The organism is Pseudomonas sp. TE12508 (assembly GCF_056279485.1).
Genome location: NZ_JBWCCN010000003.1, coordinates 281,777 through 303,558, shown reverse-complemented (window position 1 = coordinate 303,558; position 21,782 = coordinate 281,777). Strand labels below are relative to the sequence as shown.

Sequence of the window (21,782 nt, the reverse complement as noted above, 5' to 3'; positions counted from 1 at the left end):
TTTTTTGATGGGTGAAAGGGTGGTTCGGGAAACCACCGAGGGCCGACTATAACCAGCGTGTGACATGGATTGCAATGAGTTAACGTCAGAGCCGAGAAACAGGAGCCTGACACGATCCCTGTGGCGAGGGGGCTCGCCCCCGTTCGGCTGCGAAGCAGTCGTGAACCAGGCATTGCATTGGTTCTGAAAGAGATGGGATCGTTGTTTTTTGGGGCCGCTTCGCGACCCAACGGGGGCAAGCCCCCTCGCCACAGGTCGCTCAGTAATCGGTCTCAACCAAACAGCCAATACCCCAACAACGCCAACACCACCACCGCCAGCACCGGCCGCAGTACGCGGTAAGCCTTGGGATTACGACGCTTCCACTGTTTGACCACACCGCTGAACTTGTCGCTGAAGTTCTTACTCCAGGCATAGGCCTGATTGATCCCGCCAACGCGTTCATCGTCAAGGTTCTGGGGTGCCGTGGCGCGCCCCAGCAAGCCGCTGATCGAGCGGTTGATACCGGTCATGAGGCGGTTGCTCATCGGTCGCTCGATGTCGCAAAACAGGATGACCCGGGTTTGCTCGGTTTCGTTCTTGACCCAGTGCACGTAGGTTTCATCGAACATCACGTCTTCCCCATCACGCCAGGCATAGACCTGACCATCGACGAAGATGCGGCAATGATCGGAGTTCGGTGTCGACAGCCCCAAGTGATAACGCAAAGAACCGGCGAACGGATCGCGATGCGGGTTGAGGTGACTGCCACCGGGCAGTAGCGCAAACATGGCGCCTTTGACGCTGGGAATACTGCTGACCAACGCCACGGTTTTCGGGCACAAGGTTTCGGCCGACGGCAGGGGTTTGTCATACCACTTGAGGTAGAAACGCTTCCAGCCCTTCTTGAAGAATGAACCGAAACCGGCGTCGTTGTTCTTTTCGGCAGCGCGAATGTAGCCCTCGTCGAACAAGTGCATGGCTTCGTCGCGAATAACTTCCCAATTGTCCCTGAGCACATCCAGTTCGGGGAACTTGCTGCGGTCCAGGTAGGGTTTGGATGGCACGCTGGAGAACAGGTACATCAGGGCGTTATAAGGTGCGAACAGGGCCGAATGATTGACGAACTGACGCAGAACCGGCAAACGCGCCTTGCCACGCAAGTGCACATAGAGCGTGCTACCGAGAAACAGCAACAACACCGACGCCTTCGCGACAAAGGAAAAGTTCATCTACAACTCCTTGATAGTAGGTAACTTTGCACAACGCCATTTACCCGACGTGGCAATCGGCCATGATAAACACTACCGGCCTCGGGAAATACCCGCATCACTCAACATTCAGTGTTAAGGATTACGCAACAAACACTTATTAACACAAAGTTCCTGAACGGGGGCTGACCTGAATCACCCCCCTTTCATACGCGATTCAAAAGCAAGATCAAAAGATCGTCCGAACGCGGCCCGAACCTTCGGCAGCTCCTACTGCTGATTCTCCTGTTCGGTAAACAGATCACTGAACAGCATGCTCGACAGGTAGCGCTCGCCAGAGTCGGGCAGAATCACCACGATGGTCTTGCCCTGCATTTCCGGAGTTTCGGCCAGCCGCACAGCCACCGCCATGGCGGCGCCGCACGAGATACCGCTCAAAATCCCTTCTTCCTGCATCAGGCGCAGGGCCATTGCCTTGGACTCATCGTCGCTGACCAGTTCGACCCGGTCGACCATCGACAGGTCCAGGTTCTTCGGCACAAAACCAGCGCCGATGCCCTGAATTTTGTGAGGGCTCGGCTTGATCTCTTCACCCGCCATCGCCTGGGTGATCACTGGAGACACCACCGGCTCCACCGCCACCGAGATAATCGGTTTGCCCTGGGTATTCTTGATATACCGCGAAACCCCGGTAATGGTTCCACCTGTCCCGACACCCGCCACCAGTACGTCGACCGCACCGTCGGTGTCGTTCCAGATTTCCGGCCCGGTGGTTTTTTCGTGAATGGCCGGGTTGGCCGGGTTTTCGAACTGCCCCGGCATGAAGTAGGTCGATGGATCACTGGCGAGGATTTCGGCGGCTTTCTCGATCGCGCCTTTCATGCCTTTGGCCGGTTCCGTCAACACCAGTTCGGCGCCAAGGGCTTTGAGCACCTTGCGCCGTTCGATGCTCATGGACGCGGGCATGGTCAATACCAACCGGTAACCGCGGGCAGCGGCAACGAACGCCAGGCCGATGCCGGTATTGCCCGAAGTCGGTTCGATGATGGTCATGCCAGGCTTGAGTTTACCGGTGCTTTCGGCGTCCCAGATCATGTTCGCGCCGATCCGGCACTTGACCGAATAGCCGGGGTTACGCCCTTCGATCTTGGCCAGGATGGTGACACCGCGCGGGGCGATACGGTTGATCTGAACCAGCGGCGTATTGCCAATGGAATGGGCGTTGTCAGCATAAATACGGCTCATGGCTGGGTCCTTATACAGCGTTGAATTAGCTGTCCAAGGTATGCCTGTTACCCGTGGTCGTCCAGTCAGTCGAACGTCCGCTTACCCCCGCAGTCAATCGCTTTATACCGCCAGAGATTTGCCGCCATGAAGCGTCGATACAGTTGGCCCCTGTGGACCCTCGCCGGCCTCGTTCTGCTGCTGGTTGCCCTGCACATTGCCCTGCCCTACGTGGTGCGCGATTACCTCAACGAAAGATTGGCGAACATGGGTGACTACCGCGGGCAGATTACCGACGTAGACCTGGCCCTGTGGCGCGGCGCCTACAAAATCAATGGACTGAAAATCGTCAAGGTCAATGGCAAGGTTCCCGTGCCTTTCGTCAACGCGCCATTGATTGATCTCTCCGTCAGCTGGCACTCGCTCTGGTATGACCACGCGGTGGTGGCCGAGGCGCAGTTCGACAAACCCGAGGTGAACTTCGTCGACGGCGGTGCCAACAAGAAAAACTCCCAGACCGGTGAGGGCACCGACTGGCGGGCACAATTGGAAAAATTGCTGCCGATTACCCTGAACGAAGTGCGGATCAACGACGGGCGGGTCACCTTCCGAAACTTCAACTCAAAACCGCCCGTGAACATGAATGCCACTCAGGTCAATGCCAGCATTTACAACCTGACCAACGTGGTCGACACCAAAGGCAAACGCGACGCCCGATTCGACGGCAAGGCTCTGTTGCTGGGCCATGCGCCACTGGAAACAACGGCAACCTTCGATCCGCTAAGCGACTTCCAGGACTTCGAATTTCGCCTGCGCGCCAGGAACCTTGAACTCAAACGCATGAACGACTTCGCCTCGGCCTACGGCAAGTTCGACTTCAATGCCGGCCATGGCGACGTGGTCATCGAAGCCGAAGCCAACAAGGGCCAACTCACCGGCTACATCAAGCCGCTATTGCACGACGTCGATGTGTTCAACTGGCAACAAGACGTGGAAAACAAGGACAAAGGGATTTTTCGCTCCATCTGGGAAGCACTCGTCGGGGGTACCGAGAATGTGTTGAAGAACCAGCCGAAAAACCAGTTCGCCACTCGCGTCCAGCTCAGAGGGAGCGTGCATCAGAAAGATATCAGCGCATTCGAGGCTTTTTTGCAGATTTTGCGAAATGGTTTTATCGAGGCGTTCAATGCCCAGTACGAGCGGCCCAAGCCGGATACAGACTAGGATTTACGTGTAACGGTGTAGCGACCGGTATCCTCCGCCGCTCGCGCCGGGTTTGATTGCTGTTGCAGAAAGTCCCAGCCCAGACAGGCCAGCGCCAACGACCGCGGCACAGCTTCACGACCACTGCTGTAGCGACTGATACTGCGGGCACTAACCCCCAACGCCTCTGCCGCCTGATTCAACGGTAGCCCGGTGCGAGCACGCCAATCGATGAAAATACGGGTGTTTTCATCTGCCGCATTTTGCGCCAGAGCATCCAGATACAGCGTGTCTGCGCCTATCTGGATATCCAGTTCGGGCCACTCCACGCTCCAGCCATCGTCACCCAAAGCGGCGCCTTCAAAAGCATGCCCCTCCAGCAATGGTTGCAATCCTGGGTACGAACGCAGATCACGACTTAAATCCAGGCTCAGTTGCTGACCATCGATAAAGGTCAGCGCCAGACGGTAATCCGGCAGTACCTGCACAGCCGACAGCCGTGGTCGTTTCATGGGTAACATCGTTTCCAATCCTCCAGCAATTGCACCTGATGGGCCCTGACCCACTCCAGCGCTTCCTTGATAATCAGCGGCGGCGCCTTGCCCATCATCACTTCGAGGGTTTGCAGGCTGAGCATCACGTCCAGGCCGCCACCTGTCAGATGGACATGGGGCGGCGGGTGATCCTTCTCGCGCAACTGAATGCGGTACGTATCGCGAAATCGGTATTTAGTAGACATGCCCCGCAAGCTATCGCCAAAATGGCGATAGCTCAATACTGGCTAGCGGCCGAGACTGAGTCAAGATGTGACGCCCCATTCAGAGACTGAATAAGCCGTCTGCGTTCACAGTCGACCGGGCACCGCGTTATAGTCGGGTACTACAATTATTGCGCCCCGCCCTGCCTCGTTCAGGTCGGCGTTACCGTTCGAGGATTAGCAGATGAAGTTCGAAGGCACCCAGGCCTACGTCGCCACCGATGACCTGAAGCTGGCGGTCAACGCCGCCATCACTCTGGAACGGCCACTGCTGGTCAAGGGCGAGCCAGGCACCGGCAAGACCATGCTCGCCGAGCAACTGGCCGAGTCCTTCGGCGCCAAGTTGATTACCTGGCACATCAAGTCCACCACCAAGGCGCATCAAGGCCTGTACGAGTACGACGCGGTCAGCCGCCTGCGAGACTCGCAGCTGGGCACGGAAAAGGTTCACGACGTTCGCAACTACCTGAAGAAGGGCAAGCTCTGGGAGGCTTTCGAGTCCGAAGAGCGGGTGATTCTGCTGATCGATGAAATCGACAAGGCCGACATCGAGTTCCCCAACGACTTGCTGCAAGAACTCGACAAGATGGAGTTCTACGTTTACGAGATCGACGAGACCATCAAGGCCAAGAAGCGCCCGATCATCATCATTACCTCCAACAACGAGAAAGAGCTGCCGGACGCCTTCCTGCGCCGCTGCTTCTTCCATTACATCGCCTTCCCGGATCGCATCACGATGCAGCGGATCGTCGACGTGCATTACCCGAACATCAAGAAAGACCTGGTCAGCGAAGCGCTGGACGTGTTCTTCGACGTGCGCAAGGTGCCGGGGCTGAAGAAGAAGCCATCGACCTCCGAACTGGTGGACTGGCTGAAACTGCTGATGGCCGACAACATCGGTGAAGCGGTACTGCGCGAGCGCGATCCGACCAAGGCCATTCCGCCACTGGCCGGCGCCTTGGTGAAGAACGAACAAGACGTGCAATTGCTTGAGCGTCTGGCGTTCATGAGCCGTCGCGGCACTCGATAAGGGTCAACGCCATGTTGCTCAACCTGTTCAATGAAATGCGCGCAGCCAAGGTGCCGGTCTCGGTGCGTGAGCTGCTGGACCTGATCAACGCGCTGAAACAGCGCGTGACTTTCGCCGACATGGACGAGTTCTATTACCTGTCCCGGGCGATCCTGGTGAAGGACGAAAAGCATTTCGACAAGTTCGACCGGGCGTTCGCTGCCTACTTCAATGGCCTGGAAAAGCTCGACGATCACCTTCAGGCATTGATCCCGGAAGACTGGCTGCGCAAGGAATTCGAGCGTTCCCTGACCGATGAAGAGCGGGCCGCGATCCAGTCCCTCGGCGGCCTGGACAAGCTGATCGAAGAGTTCAAGAAGCGCCTGGAAGAACAGAAAGAACGCCATGCCGGCGGTAACAAATGGATCGGCACCGGCGGCACCAGCCCGTTCGGCTCCGGTGGCTTCAACCCGGAAGGCATTCGGGTCGGCGATGCCGGCAAGCGTCAAGGCAAAGCGGTCAAAGTCTGGGATCAGCGCGAGTACAAGAACCTCGACGATTCGGTCGAACTGGGCACGCGCAACATCAAGGTCGCCCTGCGGCGCCTGCGTAAATTCGCCCGTCAGGGTGCGGCGGAAGAACTGGACATCGACGGCACCATCGACCACACCGCTCGCGATGCCGGGCTGCTGAACATCCAGATGCGTCCGGAACGCCGTAACACCGTCAAGTTGCTGTTGCTGTTCGACATCGGCGGCTCGATGGACGCCCATGTGAAGATCTGCGAAGAACTGTTCTCGGCCTGCAAGACCGAGTTCAAGCATCTGGAGTACTTCTACTTCCACAATTTCATTTATGAATCGGTGTGGAAGAACAACATGCGTCGCACCTCTGAGCGCACCGCCACCCAGGACCTGCTGCACAAGTACGGCGCCGACTACAAAGTGATCTTCATCGGCGATGCCGCCATGGCGCCCTATGAAATCACTCAGGCCGGCGGCAGCGTCGAGCACTGGAATGAAGAAGCCGGGTACGTGTGGATGCAGCGCTTCAAGGAAAAGTACAAGAAGCTCATCTGGATCAACCCATATCCGAAAGACACCTGGGGCTATACCTCATCGACCAACATCGTGCGGGATTTGATTGATGACCAGATGTTCCCGCTGACGTTGCGGGGGTTGGAGGAAGGGATGCGGTTTCTTTCCAAATAGAGCGCTGATCGTTCCCACACTGCTGATCGTTGATCGTTCCCACGCTCTGCGTGGGAATGCATCAAGTGACGCTCCGCGTCACAGGGACGCGGAGCGTCCCGGGCGGCATTCCCACGCGGAGCGTGGGAACGATCAGTGCGAGGCAAACCGGCGCAGGTACTCGACTTGCTCCCGATGAGCGACATCCTGCACCACCGGCCTCAACCGCACCTTCGCCCCCGGCAAACACTGCGCCAATCGCGCCAAGGCCAATGGCGTCAACGCCCCCAGGCGCGGATAACCGCCAATGGTCTGCCGATCATTGAGCAGCACAATCGGCTGCCCGTCCGGCGGCACCTGGACCGCGCCCAGCGGGATGCCCTCCGAGATCATCGGCTTGCCCTGGTACTGCAACGCCGTTCCCAACAGGCGAATACCCATGCGGTCGGCGCGGCTGTCGAGGGTCCAGACGCTGTTGAATGCGTCGAACAAACTCTGTCCACTGAACTCGCCGATCTGTGCGCCGAGCACCAGGTCCAGCGGCGCATTGAGTTTGAAATCCGGCACTTGTTCGGGCACCAACTCCCGCAGCAGTAGCAGCGAGCTCCCCGAGTAGCTCAACTGCGCCTCTTTGGCCAACGCCCGACCCATGCCATCCAGCCCACCGAGCTCCTCACGGACCACCGTTGCGCTACTGCCCAACACCTTTGGCGCATCAAATCCGCCCGGGGCCGCCAAATAAGCCCGAGCGCCAAGCAGTGGCTGGGTGAATTGCAATTGCTGACCTTTGTTCAGCCTGAAACTGCGCCACGGCGCCAATGCCTCGCCATCCACTTGCGCCCCCAGATCCGCCCCGGCCAATGCCAGCACGCAATCTTCCTGAGCAACGACCGTAAACCCGCCGAGGGTGATTTCGATCACCGACGCATCCAGCCCATTGCCCAGCAGCCAATTGGCCCACGACATCGATCGCCAATCCGCCGCCCCGCCCTGAGTCACGCCCAGATGCCGCACGCCAAACCGCCCGGCGTCCTGCAACAGGCACAGCGGTGTACTTGCTTCAATCGTCAGTCGGCTCATGCCAGGGCCTCCAACGGCGTGTCATCACCGCCCAGGTTGATGAACTCGGCATGGCTGACCGCTTCGAACCGCACGGTGTCGCCCGGTTGCATCAGGCTGTAGCCGTCGCGTTCGCGGTCGAACAATTTGGCCGGGGTGCGGCCGATCAGGTTCCAGCCGCCGGGGGACACCACCGGATAAGCCGCCGTCTGGCGTTCGGCGATACCAACACTGCCGGCAGCCACTTTTTTGCGCGGAGTATTCATACGCGGTGCAGCCAATATTTCCTCTACCAATCCCATGAAGGCAAACCCCGGCGCGAAGCCCAACGCGAACACTTGGTACTCATGTCCGCTGTGGCGGTGGATCACCTCTTCCACCGTTAATCCGCTGCGCTGAGACAGTAACGTCAGTTCCGGACCGACGCTCAGGTCATACCAGACCGGCAACACATGGCATTTACCGCTAGTGCGAGCATTGGGCGACAGATCGATCAAGGCTTCAGTAATCAATTCCCGCGCCTGAGCCGGGTTCAGCGCCATCAAATCGTAATGCACCATCAGTGTCGTGTAGGACGGCACCAGATCGATCAAATGGCTGGCGAACGCTTCTCGCAGACGCTCGCTGGCCGCGAGCATCCACGGCATGTTGGCTTCGCTGATTTCATCGAACAGACGCACCATCAGGCAATCCAGCGCCACCACTTCTACCCGTGGCTTCATGATGCACTCTGCTGATTCAAGGCTTCGCGAATGCGCTGCACGGCGGCCACCGAACTGGCGTTGTCGCCGTGTACGCACAAGGTATTGGCCTGCAAGTGCAAGGCGCTGCCATCGCTGGCCGTGAGCATGCCACTGCGGGCAATGATCAGCGCCTGTTCAATGATTTTCTCGGGGTCGTGATGCACGGCTCCCGGCAGTTGCCGCGAGACCAGCCTACCTGCGCTGTCGTAAGCGCGATCGGCGAAGGCTTCGAACCACAACGTCACGCCATATTCATCGCCGAGTTGCTGCGCGGCACTGTTGTCGCGGGTCGCCATCAGCATCAATGGCAGCGTCCGGTCATAGGCCGCCACGGCCTGAATCACCGCGCGCAATTGCGCCGGGTTGGCCATCATGTCGTTGTACATCGCGCCGTGGGGTTTGACGTAACTCACCCGCCCGCCCTGTGCCCGGCAGATGCCGTCGAGGGCGCCGATCTGGTAATGCAACAGGTCCTGCAGTTCCTGGGCGGTGTAAGCCATGGATCGGCGACCGAACCCCACCAGATCCTGATAGGCCGGATGAGCGCCAATCTGCACCCCGTGGCTCAGGGCCAGGCTGACGGTCTTGCGCATGATGCTCGGGTCGCCGGCGTGGAAGCCACAAGCAATGTTGGCGCAGTCGATGAAGGGCATAACCTCGGCGTCCAGACCCATGGTCCAGTGGCCAAAACTTTCGCCGATGTCGCAGTTCAATAGCAGGCGGTTCACGGTGAACACTCCTGTAGGCTTTTATCTTCTTAGCTGAAGGACATATGCCCCTCAGATTATCAGTTACCGGATATTCGGTTATTGAGCGTCGAGTTGCTTGCCACGGGTTTCCGGCAGGCTCAGGGCCGCCAGGATCACTACCCCGTAAGACACCGCCGCAAAAGCCCCGATTCCCACACTCAGCGGCACCTTCTGGCTGAGCAAGCCGATCAACAGCGGGAACAGCGCCGCCAATGCCCGACCGATGTTGTAGCAAAAACCCTGGCCCGAGCCGCGAATCCTCGTCGGAAACAGCTCAGTCAAAAACGCACCCATGCCGCTGAAGATCCCCGAAGCGAAGAAGCCCAAAGGGAAACCCAGCCAGAGCATCACACCGTTGCTGACCGGCAATTGGGTGTACAGCAGAACAATGGTGAACGAGCCGACCGCGAACAGAATGAAGTTCTTTTTACGACCGAGGATGTCAGTCAAATACGCGCTGATCACGTACCCGACGTAGGACCCGACGATCACCATCGCCAGATAGCCACCGGTGCCGAGTACGCTCAAGCCCCGTTCGTTTTTCAGAAAGGTCGGCAGCCAGGAAGTGATCGCGTAGTAACCGCCGAGGGCGCCGGTGGTCAGGATCGAAGCGCGAATCGTAGTGAACAGGATGCCTGGGGCGAAGATCTCGTAGAACTTGGCCGGGTTGCTTGGCTCTTGTTTAGCTTTGGCTTCGCGATAGATTTCCGGATCCTTGACCAAGCGACGGACGAAAATCACGAAGATCGCCGGCACGATGCCAAGGAGGAACAGAGCACGCCAGGCGTCTTCCGGCGGGAGCACCGAGAACAGCAGCGCATACAGAATCGCCGTCAGTCCCCAACCCAGCGCCCAGCCCGATTGCACCATGCCGACGGCTTTGCCACGGTCCTTGGCGCGAATCACCTCACCCATCAGCACCGCGCCAGCGGTCCATTCACCGCCGAAACCGAAGCCCATCAACGTGCGGCTGATCAACAGTTGTTCGTAGTTCTGGGCAAAGCCGCAGAGGAAGGTGAAGAAGGCGAACCAGAGCACCGTCAGTTGCAGGGTGCGTACCCGACCGATGCGGTCAGAGAGAATCCCCGCCACCCAACCACCGATGGCCGAGGCGATCAGGGTGCTGGTGTGAATCAGCCCGGCTTCGCCAGTGGTAATGCCCCACATGGCAATCAGGGTCGGCACCACGAAGCTGAGCATTTGGGTGTCCATGCCGTCCAGGCCATAGCCGATCTTGCAGCTCCAGAACGTACGACGTTCCTGCTTGTTGATGTTGTGGTACCAATCGAAGGGTCCCGGGCGAGCCGTAGCTTTAGGAACGAGGGTGTCGGGCGCACTCATGGCAAGTCTCCGTGCAAATTTTATTGGTATTGTTCTGAGCCCCGACGACGCCTATCGTGGGAACCGGATGCGTCGATTTTTGGACGCTTGGCCCTGCTGCGTCCAACTAATAAAAACCCGGCCAAGGCATAAGAAAAAGTTGATCCCATGAACCTGAAGTTTCTCGAGACCTTTGTCTGGGTCGCCCGACTCAAGAGCTTTCGCCTGACGGCAGACAAACTCTTCACCACCCAGGCGTCGATTTCCAGCCGTATCGCCGTGCTCGAAGGCGAGCTCGGGGTGAAGCTGTTCCTGCGCGATTCTCGCGGCGTGAGCCTGACGCCCGAAGGCTTGAAAGTGCTCGAATATGCCGAGCAGATGATGGACACGATGCAGGCGCTCAAGCACTCGATCGAGACGCGTTCGAGCAAGGTCGGGCGGGTCCGGATCGGTGTCATGGACACCGTGATCCACACTTGGCTTAGCCCCTTGGTGGCGCAGATGATGGATCACTACCCGCTGGTGGAAATCGAGTTGGTGGCCGATACCGCGCTCAACCTCTGCGATCAGCTGCAAAAAGGCTTTCTCGACCTGATCCTGCAAACCGACCTGTTGCGTCAGGAAAGCGTGCGTAGCCTGGAGCTGGCCAGTCATCCGATGGGCTGGATCGTCGCCAGCAATTCCATCTACAACCGCGAGTATTCGGGTGTCGCCGATCTGGCGCGGGAGCGGATCATCACCTATTCGAAAAATTCCCAGCCACACCAAGAGATTCTTGCCCTGATGCAGGCCAACGGGGTCATGGCGCCCCGGCTCAACTGCGTGAATTCAGTGTCGGCGATTACCCGATTGCTGAGGGACGGCTTCGGCATTGGTGCGTTACCGCCGGTACTGGTGGCCGAAGAGTTGGCACGAGGGGAATTGACCTTGCTGGCCATTGATCAACGACCGCCGAATTTGCAGGTGGTGGTGTCGTGGCGGGTTGGCGTGGAATGGGTCGAAGAAATCGTGGCGTTGTGTCAGCAAGTCGTGGAGCGCTATGCGCATAAAGTGGGCGAGCAGTACATCGTCTTGAGCAAACCATAGGCCGGAATCTGAAGGATATTTCTCAAACTCTAAATATGAACCACTATCATTTGCATTATTTTTTCAAGACGGTATTCTCTGCGCGCTTTCAGCTAATCAATTGTCCAGAAGGAGTCGGACCTGATGCGCGGCTACACGCAAAAACAGCAACAATTGCTCGCTCACTGGAGCGAAGCGCTTGGCACTCAGGCTTTCCAGTCCCACCGCATTACTCTCGATCATTTGAGCAATGCGCTGGAGCCCGCCGCTCAACGCTGTTTCCAACGCCTGATCCAGGCGCTGTTTCGTGAAGATCTGATCAACCCCGCCACCTGCGAATACGACGACTCTAGCCGTTGCTGGCTGCCACTTGGCGATGGCGCGCATCTTTGCTTCGAGCACTTGTCCGGCGGCAGAATGAACAGCTGGGACGTACGCGGTAGCATCGTCCTGCACACCCCCGACAGACTGCCCCACAAAATCCAGTTGCCCAGCGAACTGCTCGCTCATCTGAGCACTCAGCTCAACCCGCCAGCCTCCCCGCAGGTACTGGAACGTCTGGCCCGGGAGCTGGATGACAGCTTCAGCAACGACACCCTTTGCCTGGCGTTTCATCATGGATGGACCGAGCGCCTGAGAGAGCAGATCGATACCGGGTACGACGACAATCTGCTCGCGTGGCTCAAAGCCGGCTCCAGCCACCAGAACCCTACGTCATTGCTCGAACAGTGGGGCACTCTCGGCCATCCGTGGCACCCGAACTACAAGACCAAACTGGGCTTGAGCGCCGCTCAGGTCATCGCTTTCTCGCCAGAATTCGAAGCGAGCTTTCCGATTGTCCTGTGCGCCCTGCACCGCCAGTACGCACACGTCGAAGCGCTGGCCGGCACCACCGATTACTGGGACTGGTGGCAAGGTCACTTCCCACAGGCCGCCGAACAATTGCAACGCCACTTGCAGCAACTGGGCCTGGACGCAAAGGACTACCTCCCGCTCCCGTCGCACCCATGGCAAGCCCATGAAGAACTGCCACATTCGTTCGCCAACGAGATCGCCGACAACCTGCTGATCGTCACTGACATCGTGGCTTTTACCGGCCACCCGACCATGTCCTTCCGCACAGTCCTGCCGCAGGCCAGTCGCACGGCGCCGATGGTCAAACTGCCGGTGGCTCTGCGACTGACCAGCGTGCAGCGCACCGTGTCGCCGCGCTCCGCCCGGATGGGGCCGCGCATCAGCCAACTGGTATTGGATATTCTCGATCAGGAGCCGCAGATTCAGCGTCTGCTGAACATCGTTCCAGAGCGCATCGGCGTGCACTACGCACCACTACCGTCCGATGACGAGCGCTCCCGGCATGCTGGCGTGCTGTATCGCGACAACCCGCTTACCCTCCTGCAAGAAGGCGAGTTGGCGGTGCCGGTTGGCAGTCTGTTCGCCGTCAACGAATTCGAACAACCGTTGCTGCGTGATTGGGTAAGGCTGGCTCAGGGCAGTGACGACAGCGAGGCCATGTTGGCGTTCTTCGAGGATTACCTGTCGATTGCCGTACCGAGCCTGCTGGGCATTTACCTGATGTACGGCGTGGCGTTCGAAGCGCATCAGCAAAACAGTTTCATGGTGATGGGCGCTGACGGGCAGTTGAATCGGCTGCTATTGCGTGATTTCGGCGACGTTCGTATCGATCGCAAAACCCTGCACGCCAAGGGCCTGGATATCCAGTTGCACGATCCGAAAATGACCCTGTATGACGACGCAGGTTTTGTCCGTGACAAACTCCTGCACACCACCTTCATGTGCCACCTCGGTGAGCTGACGTTGCTTTGTGCCCGTCACTGGAATGTGCCGGAAAGTAGCCTTTGGGAGCGGTTGGCATCGCACGTTGCACAGTGCTTCGAGACCTTGCGCGAGCGCGTTGAACCGACACGTTGGGAAAGCGAGCGCCGGGCCTTGCTGGAACAGGATTGGCCCGCCAAATCGTTCATGCGCATGCGCTTGCTCGACAGTCATGCCGACATCGTCGGACGCCTGAGTAACCCGCTGCGACCCAACCCCCATGCTCGCTGACGGTCGCGCCTTGCGACTGCTGATCGTCATCCAGTTTGTCTCCATGGGCGCAATGGAAATGAGCGGCCCGTTCTGGCCCTTGCAGATCCAGCATCTGCTCGGGCCGGAGGGCGCCGGCTACACCGCGCTGTTATCGGCGATGGTCTATGCCGGTCCGATGCTGGCGGCCATGCTCCTGACGCCCATGTGGGGCCGGTTGGGGGATCGCACCGGACACAAACCGATGATTGTCCGGGCGTTGCTGGCCCTCGCGCTGTGCCAAGGGTTGGCGGCCATCACTCTCGATCCCTGGCTGCTGGTGGGTATTCGCGTGATGCAAGGCGCATTGGCCGGTTTTCTCGCTGCCGCGCAAGCCTATGCCCTGGCCTGCTGCGACAGTTCCAGCCGTGGTCACACCTTGGCGCGCCTGCAGTCGGCCACCGCCGTCGGCTCATTGATCGGCCCAGTGCTGGGTGGCTGGCTGATGGACGTCTCGGGGTTTGCCCTGCTCTGTTATGGCGCGACGGCGATTTGCCTGCTGTGCGCACTGGGGAGTTTTTTCCTGCCGGCCGACAAGGCCAGGACTTCGAAGAAAAAAGCCGTTGAAGCGGTCGCCCTGCCCAAAGGCTGGCTCGGTGGAATCCTGTTGGTGATCGTGTTGATTCAGGCCGCGAAGATGATGCCGCAGTCGTTTTACGCGCTGTATGTCGCGAACATTCTGCATGCCCCAAGCTGGCTGATCGGCGCCACCTACGCGGCGAGCGCCGCGACCCTGGCCATTTCAGCACCACTGTGGGGACGCCTGTTCGACCGCTGGCAGCCGGCCTACACGTTGCGTGTCATCGAAGGCGTGGCCTGGCTGTGTGCGCTGACGCTGGCGGCCACGGCATTGGCCAACGAATGGCTGGGTTTTCTCGTCAGTCGACTCGTCTGGGGCATCTGGCAAGGCGCCCTGCTGCCCGTCGCCTATGCCCTGATCGCCAACTCCATTTCCATCACCCAGCAGGGCTTCGCGCTCGGCCTCGGCAATAGCGCGGCAAAGGCTGGCGCTCTGCTCGGTGTCGTCCTTGGCGGGATCGGCATGGGCCTGGTTGGCCTGGCTCACAGTTTCTGGCTGGTGGCGCTGACCTACGCCATAGCCGCCATCGGGATCCGCTGGGTGCGCTCGTTAAACTCCGCGCCCGACCGCTCGACCTTATCGCCCCACACTTATCACAACTAAAAAAGACCACGTCATGATCCGAACCAAACTCTCTCTGCTGATCCCGCTGCTCGGTACCTTCAGCGCCCAGGCCTGGGCCGAGGATGCTGAACAGCAACCCGGCACCTTGAACATGCAACCCACCGTCGTCTCCGCTACTCGCAGTGAAGCGAGCATTGCGTCGATTCCGGGCTCGGTCCAGGTTATCGACGAACAGCAGGTCCGTGAGCAGAGCGGCGCGGGTCGCCGGGTCTCCGACATTCTCGGACAATTGGTCCCCGGTCTTGCGCCGTCCAGCGGCGGGATGAGCAACTTCGGTCAGACCCTGCGCGGGCGCAACATGCTGGTGTTGATCGACGGCGTATCGCAGAACGCCACGCGCGACAACTACCGCCAGCTCAACAGCATCGCCCCGGCCAGCATCGAACGCATCGAAGTGATCTCCGGCGCCAGCAGCATCTACGGTGCCGGCGCTTCAGGCGGCATCATCAACATCATCACCAAGCGTAATCAGGGCCAGGACATTGCCTACAGCAGCAAACTGGGCCTGACCAGCGGCAACAACCTCAACCGCAAAGGCTTCGCCTACGAAGCCTTTCAGAGTGCGACGGGGCGCAAGGATGCTCTTGACTGGTACGTCTCCGCCGACCTGACTCAGCGTAACGATCAGTACGATGGCAACGGCAAGCGCATCCCTCAGGACACTTCCCAGGGCAGCAACATGGATACCGAAACCTATGACCTGCAAGGTCGTTTCGGTTACGAACTGGATGCCGACAAAAAACTCAGCCTGTCGCTGCAGGACTACAAGGACAAGCAGGACACTGGCTACACAAAAGACCCGACAAACCGGCAGGAAGCCGTGGCAGTCAAAGGGCTGAAACTCGACGACCAGCCCTATACCCATAACCAGGCGGTCAACCTCAACTACACCGACAAGGACTTCTACGGTCAGGGCCTGCAACTGGAAAGCTACTGGCGTCGCGCCGATGCATTGTTCTTTCCAGACCTGTCGCGAGGCAGGGCCGGGATCTCCGACAACAACAGTGTGCAAGATGTCTACGGCCTGCGCGCGGCCATCGACACGCCGCTGCCGGCGATCGGGAGTGCCACGGGTAATCTGGTCTGGGGCGCCGACTATGATAATGAGCGCTCCCGCCAACGAGGTGATCAATACAGGCTCAATGGCCTGACCTACTCCAAGACCGGCACCACCTACGAGCTGGGCCCGGACATCGAAACCACCACCAAGTCGCTGTTCGGGCAGATGTCCTGGGACATCGGTGACTGGACTTTGCGTGGCGGTGTGCGCCGTGAATGGATCGAAAGCGACGTCTCCGACAGCATCGCTTATGGTCAGATCGTCCAGACCGGCATACGCGCAACGCTGCCTGGCGACACCCTCAAATACGATGCCACCCTGTACAACCTGGGGGCGGTCTACCACCTGAGTGAAAACCAGGACGTCTTCGCCAATTACAGCCAGGGGTTTTCGCTACCGGATATCCAGCGCTTCATGCGTGATGTCAGCAGCACCTTCGACATTCAGACCCTCAACGCCCAAGCCATCAAGGTCGACAGTTACGAACTGGGCTGGCGCGGTAACTGGGATCAGTGGCAGGCCGATGTCACCGTGTACGAAAACACTTCGGACGTGACCCAGTTCTACGATGCCAATGATCGCGTATTGCGCCTGATCAACCAGAAAGAGCGAGTTCGCGGCATCGAAAACAGCCTGACCTACCGCGCGACCGATCACTGGTCGGTGGGTGGCACTTATGCCTGGGCCAAAGGCGAGACCGAGCAGAACGGCAAATGGATCGATCTGCCGGCTACGCGCATCTCACCGGCCAAGACCACACTGTTCGTCGGCTACACCGAAGACGACTACACCCTGCGCCTGCAAGGCATGCATTTGTCCAGTTACGACGCCGCCGCCAAGGACAACAACGGGCGCGAGATCGAAGGTTATACGCTGGTGGACCTGCTCGGCTCCGTGCAACTGCCGGTCGGTCGTCTTGAAGGCGGCGTGTACAACCTGACCAACCGCACGTACCAGAACCTGTTCACCCAAGCCAACGCCAGGGCGCCGTACGCCAACGCCGAAGGTCGCACGTTGAGCATGAGCTACTCGGTGGATTGGTAAAAGACAGGAGCCGGCTTGCCAGCGATGCGATCTGCCAGGCATTCGTGTCGCGGCAATCGCCGGCAAGTTGGCTGTAGGAGCTGCCGAAGGTTCGGGCCGCGTTCGGACGATCTTTTGATCTTTTTCTTACAACCCGCGCACATCCCGGTCTTCAATCGGCCGACTCTGGCGCAAACGCTTGCCGCCCAGCACCACCCAGTCGATCAGCCGGAACAGGCATTCAATGCCGAACGACAGCAGCAACGCGCCGCTCATGCCCCAAATCATCGCTTCCGGCGTCAGCAGGATCTGGTAGCTGTAGCCGTTCCAGGTTTCCTTGCGAATATCCGGGTCGGCGGCCAGTGCAACTTGCAGGACGCGTATGTACCACGGACCCTGCATGGCCTGGAATTGCTTGTCCAGGGCCAGTTGACGGGTGAGCAAGGTGCTCAGGCTGTCGGCATCGCTGCGAAAGATCGGGTCTTCGCTGGCACGGTAATGGGCCACCAGCGCTTGCATATCGCCCTTGAAAAACTGATTGGCGGTGCCCTGAAAACCGCTCAGACCGGTCTGCGCCTCGACCAGATGCGCCTCGACCCGCTTGGCATAATCACTGATGAACCCAGGCACCTGGACACCGATCAACAGGCCTGCCGCGAACAACACCAGCCGAAGATAACTGAGCAACATGGGGGAGAGATCCTTATTCGGTCTTGCCTTGGCTGACGCATTCACCGCGTCGCCAGAGGCTCCATTGGCCCGGTTCGTAGCGGGTCCAGGTTTCGTTTTCGGTCAAGGGTTCTGTGGCGATCACCGTGACGACGTCGTTGGGCGTGGTTTCGGCCTGGAAGTCGACGATCACATCGACGTCCTTCAACCGCGCCGGGCCGAACGGTGCTCGGCGGGTGATCTGCGCCAATTTGCTCGAGCAGTAGCAGAACAGCCAGTCGCCATCGCTGAGCAAGCAGTTGAACACGCCTTTGCTGCGGTACTCGGCGCAGGCGGCCACCAGGTCCGGCAACAGTGCTTCGATCTCTACCGGCTCGGGGAACGCAGCGCGTACCCGATTGAGCAAATCACAAAACGCCGCTTCGCTGTCGGTGTCGCCAACGGGGCGGTAAAAACTGGCGGTCGGGTTGAAATCGGCCAACTGGCCGTTGTGGGCGAAACACCAGTTGCGCCCCCACAACTCGCGCACGAACGGGTGGGTGTTGGACAGGCAGACCTTGCCGACATTGGCCTGGCGGATGTGCCCGATCACCACTTCGCTTTTGATCGGATAGCGCTGTACCAGGTTCGCCACTTCCGACTCGCTGCTCGCCGCCGGGTCCTGGAACAGCCGCAGGCCACGGCCTTCATAAAAAGCGATGCCCCAGCCGTCACGGTGCGGCCCGGTGCGGCCGCCACGCTGCATCAGCCCGGTGAAGCTGAACACGATATCGGTCGGGACATTGGCGCTCATGCCCAATAACTCACACATGCTCGGACTCTCGATTCAGTACAGGGGCGCGGTTACAGGCGCGGTTCGACCCGCGAACGCTGAGGGTTGCTCGGCACCGGTGGCCGGCCGTAACGATCATCGCCGGCACCGCCGAAAGGCTGTTCGTCATCAGGCTCGTCGGCCCGCGCCGCTGCCTTGGCGGCAGCCGCCTGTTCCTTGCGAGCGTTGGAGGCGCGCTCGATGGGAAAACGGATGGCCACGAAAACCAGGTAAATGCCGAAGGCAATCATGCCGTACATGAACAGATCAGAAACCGCCCGCCAGGCGTTGTTGCCGACCTTGAACAGCAAGTCGAGGGCCGTAATGGCGATGGCCGGGGCGACCTTTTCTTTCACCGGGTCGATGATGGTCGGGCTGAACAGCAACACCGCCACCAGCAGCCGCAGCGGCTCACGCAGCCAACGCCACATCCAGCGGGTGATGCGCATCCACACCAACAGGCAGCCTAAAGCGGCAAAGGCGTAGAGGCCCCAAGCGATCAGATAGTCGTTCTCGGTCATGGTGTCCATGGCAAGGCAGGCAAGTCGGGTAGAGACAGACCATTGCTGGTCTGCCTCCCCCTAAGAACCGTACGTGCGCCTTTCGGCGCATACGGCTCAAGTCTTTAGAAAGCCCCTTGCGGAGCCGGCTTGTTAACTGTCAATCCACGGCTGTGAAGCTGTTGGTGACAAACTGGATGCAATAGTACCCGGTTATCCAAGGTGTCTCCACCGCCTTGGGAGCGGTGGATTATGTGATGGTCGTGCCATCCACTGACCTTGGTTATGGGTTGCATGCATAACGGACACACTCCTTTTTGGCTCTGGTATAGGCTAAGTATCTGCTTCCGGTACTTCAGCTTTTTACGCATCCGCTCCATCCGCAGCTTCTCACCCATTTCTTCCATGGAAGGATCAAAGGGGTTATATCCCCCGCTCACCTTCTTGTGCCGCTCAATCGGTGTACTCGCTATCGAATACAGCGATACCAAGCGTTCCTTCCCAACTTCATCCCTTACCATGGAGGCGAAGACCCAATTCCTTCCTTCATGACTCAGAAAATAATTCTTCCTGATCCAATCCAGCGATTTGTTCGGGTGACGCCGTTTCGCCCAATGCCATAAAACGTGGAAAATGGAATTGTCCATGCGACTGTACGCTTTCTTGGCTACTACGGGCTGGTGATATAACGCCCAACCTCGCAGCATCGGGTTCAATAGGCGGATCAGATCCTCCTGCCTCGCCGTCTTTTGGGTACTGATGACTTCCTTCACTTTGCAATAGAACGTTTTAACGTTTTTCTTGCTCGGTTTGATCAGGAGCTTCCCGTCGTACTTGCGGAAATTCCATCCCAGAAAGTCGAAGCCTTCATCAATATGGACGACATGGGTTTTCTCCGGTGACAGCTGCAGTCCCCGTACCGTAAGGAACTGCTCCACCCAAGGTTTGATCTCGTTTTCCAGTATCTCTTTCGAGCTACCAGTGATCACAAAATCATCCGCATATCGCACCACATTGATCTTCAGCTTCTTGGCCCTTGTCACGCCCAGATGTTGCTTGAGCTGTGTTTCCAGACCATCCAGCACCATGTTTGCCAAGGTGGGCGAGATAATCCCGCCCTGCGGCGTACCCGCATTCGTTGCCTGTAGCTGGCCTTTGTGAATCACACCAGCTTTCAACCACTTCCGAAGGATCGTTTTGTCCGTAGGGACGTTGGCGATCAGCCAGTTGTGGTTGATATGGTCGAAGCAACCTTTGATGTCCGCCTCCAGTACCCATTCGGCCGAAACCTTCTTGGATAGGCAAACGAACAGCTGGCCCATCGCATCTGCCGTCGAGCGTTCGATCCTGAAGCCGTAACTATTCGGATCGCCCGTGGTTTCTGCAATGGGCGCCAGCGCCAGCAGGTATAAAGCCTGCATGGCTCTGTCCGCCATGGTCGGAATGCCCAAAGGGCGTTCCTTCCCATTCGACTTCGGAATGAACACACGCCGTAAAGGCCGTGGCTGATATCCGTGGCGCTTCAATCCGTTTGCCGCTTTCCATTTAGCGTCGGGTGTATCCCAGAGCACGCGGTCGACTCCCGCCGTGCGCTTACCCTGGTTTTCAGTGACTCGCCGTACGGCCAGGTATCTGGCCATTCGAGAGCGGGTCAGCATCCGTTGCAAGGCTTTCACCCTGCGCCATCGGCCTTCCCTACAAGCCTTCGCAATCCGTACCTGCATTGCCCGAACATTCCGCTGAACACGACGCCAATCGATGTCGTGCCACTGCTGCGGAACGCCGGAGGGCGCAGACACGGCCTTTAGGCTGTGTTCTATCATGCTGCCTTCCTCTCAAGTTTCCCCGGACAGAAGACGTACGCATCCCCCGACGGGAATGGACGTTCCCGTCAGGGTTGGTTTAATTGGAGACCACTACTGCTGGCCTCTAAGATCATTGAGACAGGTTCAGTCAGAGTTCATGCGACGAAAGACCACGCAGAAGTCTGCCCGGTTTCCCGTGGGGTAATGTCCCAACCCCTATCCGAGCCATTACAGCCCGGCGTTCGCTTTCTCTGCGATCCCATACCCGCACAGCCAACAGATCCCCTTGCGGTTCACCTGCCCGAAGGCAGCTATACGGGCTTACCACGTTCCCTGCCTGTCACACGATTGGATTAGGGTCTGCCTTTCCACCGGTGGCGTTGATGACGACGTACCTCCAGCCTCTACAGAGGTAACCGACCACATGCCTTTTGGCGCAAGCCTGATAGCAGTTTTGGCTTGTTTATAATTACGACGTTTATCAGCAGTTCACATGAGTTACCCAAGCCAATCAGCCTAGCGCCTCAACCCGGTACTGCTCCGAGCATCCACACTCCCACCTCACGGCGAAAGCACACCCTGACGGGGGCTACATTGTAAGAAGAGCTTCACACCCCACCGTTACCAGTGACGCATGTCTTCGTAGGCTATCGTTGGTCGCACAACGAGTCCGCTGCTACCTTGCAAGCAAGCTAGATGGACAATGACAGACAGAGCTTTCGCTCATGTCTCCGAGAGTTGACGAGAGCAGGAACTGCTTATGCAGCATGCTCGAAGAAGTGTTGCCTCGTGTGTCTGAGGCGGGAAATAACCCCTGCGGGAATTATTTTCCGCAGGGTTGTGCCTAGAAACGGGCTGGGATGAAACGAGATGAAAGTGCACTCAAGAACCGGGAGTACCGGTACTTTGGTCAGCGAATAGAGTGCGATCCGACCAGGGCATTTGCAACCGCCGCAGCGGCCAAGTCCTTGAAGCATATGGACTTCTGGGTATTTCTCAGGCTTGTCACCTGAGCTCAAGTTCTCTTCAGAGAGAACCCTTCTGGATGCTTTGCACCCCGAAGTTCGGAGACACGCTACGCGTGTCGCACAGAGGCGCTTATAGTAACGACTTTTC

General features: G+C 58.6%; 19 protein-coding genes. 7 read left to right on the top strand and 12 right to left on the bottom strand.

Annotated features, from left to right (window positions below):
- Nucleotides 1–272: 272 nt before the first annotated feature.
- Nucleotides 273–1,211 carry an aspartyl/asparaginyl beta-hydroxylase domain-containing protein gene (locus tag ACZ9IM_RS05815; RefSeq protein WP_476223529.1) on the bottom strand — a complete coding sequence of 313 codons (939 nt, stop codon included), beginning with the start codon at nt 1,209–1,211 and terminating at the stop codon, nt 273–275.
- A gap of 249 nt (nt 1,212–1,460) precedes the next feature.
- A complete protein-coding gene (cysK, locus tag ACZ9IM_RS05810) occupies nt 1,461–2,435 on the bottom strand; it encodes a cysteine synthase A (protein ID WP_008067581.1) in 975 nt (324 codons plus the stop codon).
- Between the two features lie 126 nt (nt 2,436–2,561).
- On the opposite strand from cysK, the gene ACZ9IM_RS05805 reads away from it, so the two are divergent.
- Complete coding sequence (locus tag ACZ9IM_RS05805; RefSeq protein ID WP_427625469.1) at nt 2,562–3,638, top strand: DUF748 domain-containing protein; 1,077 nt, start codon at nt 2,562–2,564, stop codon at nt 3,636–3,638.
- Here the strand turns inward: ACZ9IM_RS05805 and ACZ9IM_RS05800 are convergent.
- Both ACZ9IM_RS05800 and ACZ9IM_RS05795 read right to left on the bottom strand, forming a co-directional pair.
- Nucleotides 3,635–4,138: a DUF2442 domain-containing protein gene (locus ACZ9IM_RS05800; protein WP_427625468.1), complete on the bottom strand. Its 504-nt coding sequence runs from the start codon at nt 4,136–4,138 to the stop codon at nt 3,635–3,637. The genes ACZ9IM_RS05805 and ACZ9IM_RS05800 overlap by 4 nt on opposite strands.
- Nucleotides 4,126–4,356, bottom strand: coding sequence for a DUF4160 domain-containing protein (locus ACZ9IM_RS05795; RefSeq protein ID WP_063342788.1), 231 nt, complete (start codon nt 4,354–4,356; stop codon nt 4,126–4,128). The genes ACZ9IM_RS05800 and ACZ9IM_RS05795 overlap by 13 nt, the downstream gene beginning before the upstream one ends.
- Before the next feature lie 202 nt (nt 4,357–4,558).
- Here ACZ9IM_RS05795 and ACZ9IM_RS05790 point away from each other — a divergent pair, with 202 nt between their 5' ends.
- A complete protein-coding gene (locus ACZ9IM_RS05790; protein WP_008067574.1) occupies nt 4,559–5,404 on the top strand; it encodes an AAA family ATPase in 846 nt (281 codons plus the stop codon).
- An 11-nt stretch (nt 5,405–5,415) separates the two neighbouring features.
- Nucleotides 5,416–6,594 (top strand): vWA domain-containing protein, encoded by a 1,179-nt coding sequence (locus tag ACZ9IM_RS05785; protein ID WP_427625466.1) that lies wholly within the window; start codon nt 5,416–5,418, stop codon nt 6,592–6,594.
- Nucleotides 6,595–6,726: 132 nt separating this feature from the next.
- Here the strand turns inward: ACZ9IM_RS05785 and ACZ9IM_RS05780 are convergent, their stop codons facing one another.
- From ACZ9IM_RS05780 to ACZ9IM_RS05765, 4 genes are all read right to left on the bottom strand, one after another.
- The gene (locus tag ACZ9IM_RS05780; protein ID WP_476223528.1) at nt 6,727–7,653 is read right to left on the bottom strand and encodes a 5-oxoprolinase subunit C family protein; all 927 of its coding nucleotides are present in this window, start codon (nt 7,651–7,653) and stop codon (nt 6,727–6,729) included.
- A complete protein-coding gene (gene pxpB / locus ACZ9IM_RS05775; RefSeq protein WP_476223527.1) occupies nt 7,650–8,354 on the bottom strand; it encodes a 5-oxoprolinase subunit PxpB in 705 nt (234 codons plus the stop codon). The genes ACZ9IM_RS05780 and pxpB overlap by 4 nt, the downstream gene beginning before the upstream one ends.
- Nucleotides 8,351–9,103: a 5-oxoprolinase subunit PxpA gene (locus ACZ9IM_RS05770; protein ID WP_427625460.1), complete on the bottom strand. Its 753-nt coding sequence runs from the start codon at nt 9,101–9,103 to the stop codon at nt 8,351–8,353. Before ACZ9IM_RS05770 ends, pxpB begins: the two co-directional genes overlap by 4 nt.
- Nucleotides 9,104–9,181: 78 nt before the next feature.
- Nucleotides 9,182–10,465 (bottom strand): MFS transporter, encoded by a 1,284-nt coding sequence (locus ACZ9IM_RS05765; protein ID WP_427625458.1) that lies wholly within the window; start codon nt 10,463–10,465, stop codon nt 9,182–9,184.
- A gap of 147 nt (nt 10,466–10,612) precedes the next feature.
- Here ACZ9IM_RS05765 and ACZ9IM_RS05760 point away from each other — a divergent pair, with 147 nt between their 5' ends.
- The 4 genes from ACZ9IM_RS05760 (at nt 10,613) to ACZ9IM_RS05745 (ending at nt 16,902) form a co-directional block, all read left to right on the top strand.
- The gene (locus ACZ9IM_RS05760; RefSeq protein WP_476223526.1) at nt 10,613–11,530 is read left to right on the top strand and encodes a LysR family transcriptional regulator; all 918 of its coding nucleotides are present in this window, start codon (nt 10,613–10,615) and stop codon (nt 11,528–11,530) included.
- 123 nt (nt 11,531–11,653) lie between these two features.
- The gene (locus ACZ9IM_RS05755; RefSeq protein WP_476223525.1) at nt 11,654–13,576 is read left to right on the top strand and encodes an IucA/IucC family protein; all 1,923 of its coding nucleotides are present in this window, start codon (nt 11,654–11,656) and stop codon (nt 13,574–13,576) included.
- Entirely contained in the window at nt 13,566–14,777 is a 1,212-nt protein-coding gene (locus ACZ9IM_RS05750) for an MFS transporter (RefSeq protein ID WP_427625454.1), read from the top strand. The genes ACZ9IM_RS05755 and ACZ9IM_RS05750 overlap by 11 nt, the downstream gene beginning before the upstream one ends.
- Nucleotides 14,778–14,790: 13 nt before the next feature.
- A complete protein-coding gene (locus ACZ9IM_RS05745; RefSeq protein WP_427625453.1) occupies nt 14,791–16,902 on the top strand; it encodes a TonB-dependent receptor in 2,112 nt (703 codons plus the stop codon).
- Nucleotides 16,903–17,028: 126 nt separating this feature from the next.
- Here ACZ9IM_RS05745 and ACZ9IM_RS05740 read toward each other — a convergent pair whose 3' ends face one another.
- From ACZ9IM_RS05740 to ltrA, 4 genes are all read right to left on the bottom strand, one after another.
- The gene (locus tag ACZ9IM_RS05740) at nt 17,029–17,571 is read right to left on the bottom strand and encodes a DUF2937 family protein (protein ID WP_476223524.1); all 543 of its coding nucleotides are present in this window, start codon (nt 17,569–17,571) and stop codon (nt 17,029–17,031) included.
- Nucleotides 17,572–17,584: 13 nt separating this feature from the next.
- Nucleotides 17,585–18,361 (bottom strand): class II glutamine amidotransferase, encoded by a 777-nt coding sequence (locus ACZ9IM_RS05735; RefSeq protein WP_007898710.1) that lies wholly within the window; start codon nt 18,359–18,361, stop codon nt 17,585–17,587.
- Nucleotides 18,362–18,393: 32 nt separating this feature from the next.
- Nucleotides 18,394–18,891, bottom strand: coding sequence for an MFS transporter (locus ACZ9IM_RS05730; protein WP_427625452.1), 498 nt, complete (start codon nt 18,889–18,891; stop codon nt 18,394–18,396).
- 95 nt (nt 18,892–18,986) lie between these two features.
- Nucleotides 18,987–20,684 (bottom strand): group II intron reverse transcriptase/maturase, encoded by a 1,698-nt coding sequence (gene ltrA / locus ACZ9IM_RS05725; protein ID WP_476223523.1) that lies wholly within the window; start codon nt 20,682–20,684, stop codon nt 18,987–18,989.
- Nucleotides 20,685–21,782: the final 1,098 nt, after the last annotated feature.

What these genes read in the sequence shown, in the direction of transcription:
- ACZ9IM_RS05765 (WP_427625458.1), bottom strand. Translation starts at nt 10,465, where the DNA reads ATGAGTGCGCCCGACACCCTCGTTCCTAAAGCTACGGCTCGCCCGGGA.
- ACZ9IM_RS05745 (WP_427625453.1), top strand. Translation starts at nt 14,791, where the DNA reads ATGATCCGAACCAAACTCTCTCTGCTGATCCCGCTGCTCGGTACCTTC.
- cysK (WP_008067581.1), bottom strand. Translation starts at nt 2,435, where the DNA reads ATGAGCCGTATTTATGCTGACAACGCCCATTCCATTGGCAATACGCCG.
- ltrA (WP_476223523.1), bottom strand. Translation starts at nt 20,684, where the DNA reads ATGATAGAACACAGCCTAAAGGCCGTGTCTGCGCCCTCCGGCGTTCCG.
- ACZ9IM_RS05785 (WP_427625466.1), top strand. Translation starts at nt 5,416, where the DNA reads ATGTTGCTCAACCTGTTCAATGAAATGCGCGCAGCCAAGGTGCCGGTC.
- ACZ9IM_RS05795 (WP_063342788.1), bottom strand. Translation starts at nt 4,356, where the DNA reads ATGTCTACTAAATACCGATTTCGCGATACGTACCGCATTCAGTTGCGC.
- ACZ9IM_RS05750 (WP_427625454.1), top strand. Translation starts at nt 13,566, where the DNA reads ATGCTCGCTGACGGTCGCGCCTTGCGACTGCTGATCGTCATCCAGTTT.
- ACZ9IM_RS05755 (WP_476223525.1), top strand. Translation starts at nt 11,654, where the DNA reads ATGCGCGGCTACACGCAAAAACAGCAACAATTGCTCGCTCACTGGAGC.
- ACZ9IM_RS05740 (WP_476223524.1), bottom strand. Translation starts at nt 17,571, where the DNA reads ATGTTGCTCAGTTATCTTCGGCTGGTGTTGTTCGCGGCAGGCCTGTTG.
- ACZ9IM_RS05760 (WP_476223526.1), top strand. Translation starts at nt 10,613, where the DNA reads ATGAACCTGAAGTTTCTCGAGACCTTTGTCTGGGTCGCCCGACTCAAG.
- pxpB (WP_476223527.1), bottom strand. Translation starts at nt 8,354, where the DNA reads ATGAAGCCACGGGTAGAAGTGGTGGCGCTGGATTGCCTGATGGTGCGT.
- ACZ9IM_RS05780 (WP_476223528.1), bottom strand. Translation starts at nt 7,653, where the DNA reads ATGAGCCGACTGACGATTGAAGCAAGTACACCGCTGTGCCTGTTGCAG.
- ACZ9IM_RS05790 (WP_008067574.1), top strand. Translation starts at nt 4,559, where the DNA reads ATGAAGTTCGAAGGCACCCAGGCCTACGTCGCCACCGATGACCTGAAG.
- ACZ9IM_RS05800 (WP_427625468.1), bottom strand. Translation starts at nt 4,138, where the DNA reads ATGTTACCCATGAAACGACCACGGCTGTCGGCTGTGCAGGTACTGCCG.
- ACZ9IM_RS05805 (WP_427625469.1), top strand. Translation starts at nt 2,562, where the DNA reads ATGAAGCGTCGATACAGTTGGCCCCTGTGGACCCTCGCCGGCCTCGTT.
- ACZ9IM_RS05735 (WP_007898710.1), bottom strand. Translation starts at nt 18,361, where the DNA reads ATGTGTGAGTTATTGGGCATGAGCGCCAATGTCCCGACCGATATCGTG.
- ACZ9IM_RS05815 (WP_476223529.1), bottom strand. Translation starts at nt 1,211, where the DNA reads ATGAACTTTTCCTTTGTCGCGAAGGCGTCGGTGTTGTTGCTGTTTCTC.
- ACZ9IM_RS05730 (WP_427625452.1), bottom strand. Translation starts at nt 18,891, where the DNA reads ATGGACACCATGACCGAGAACGACTATCTGATCGCTTGGGGCCTCTAC.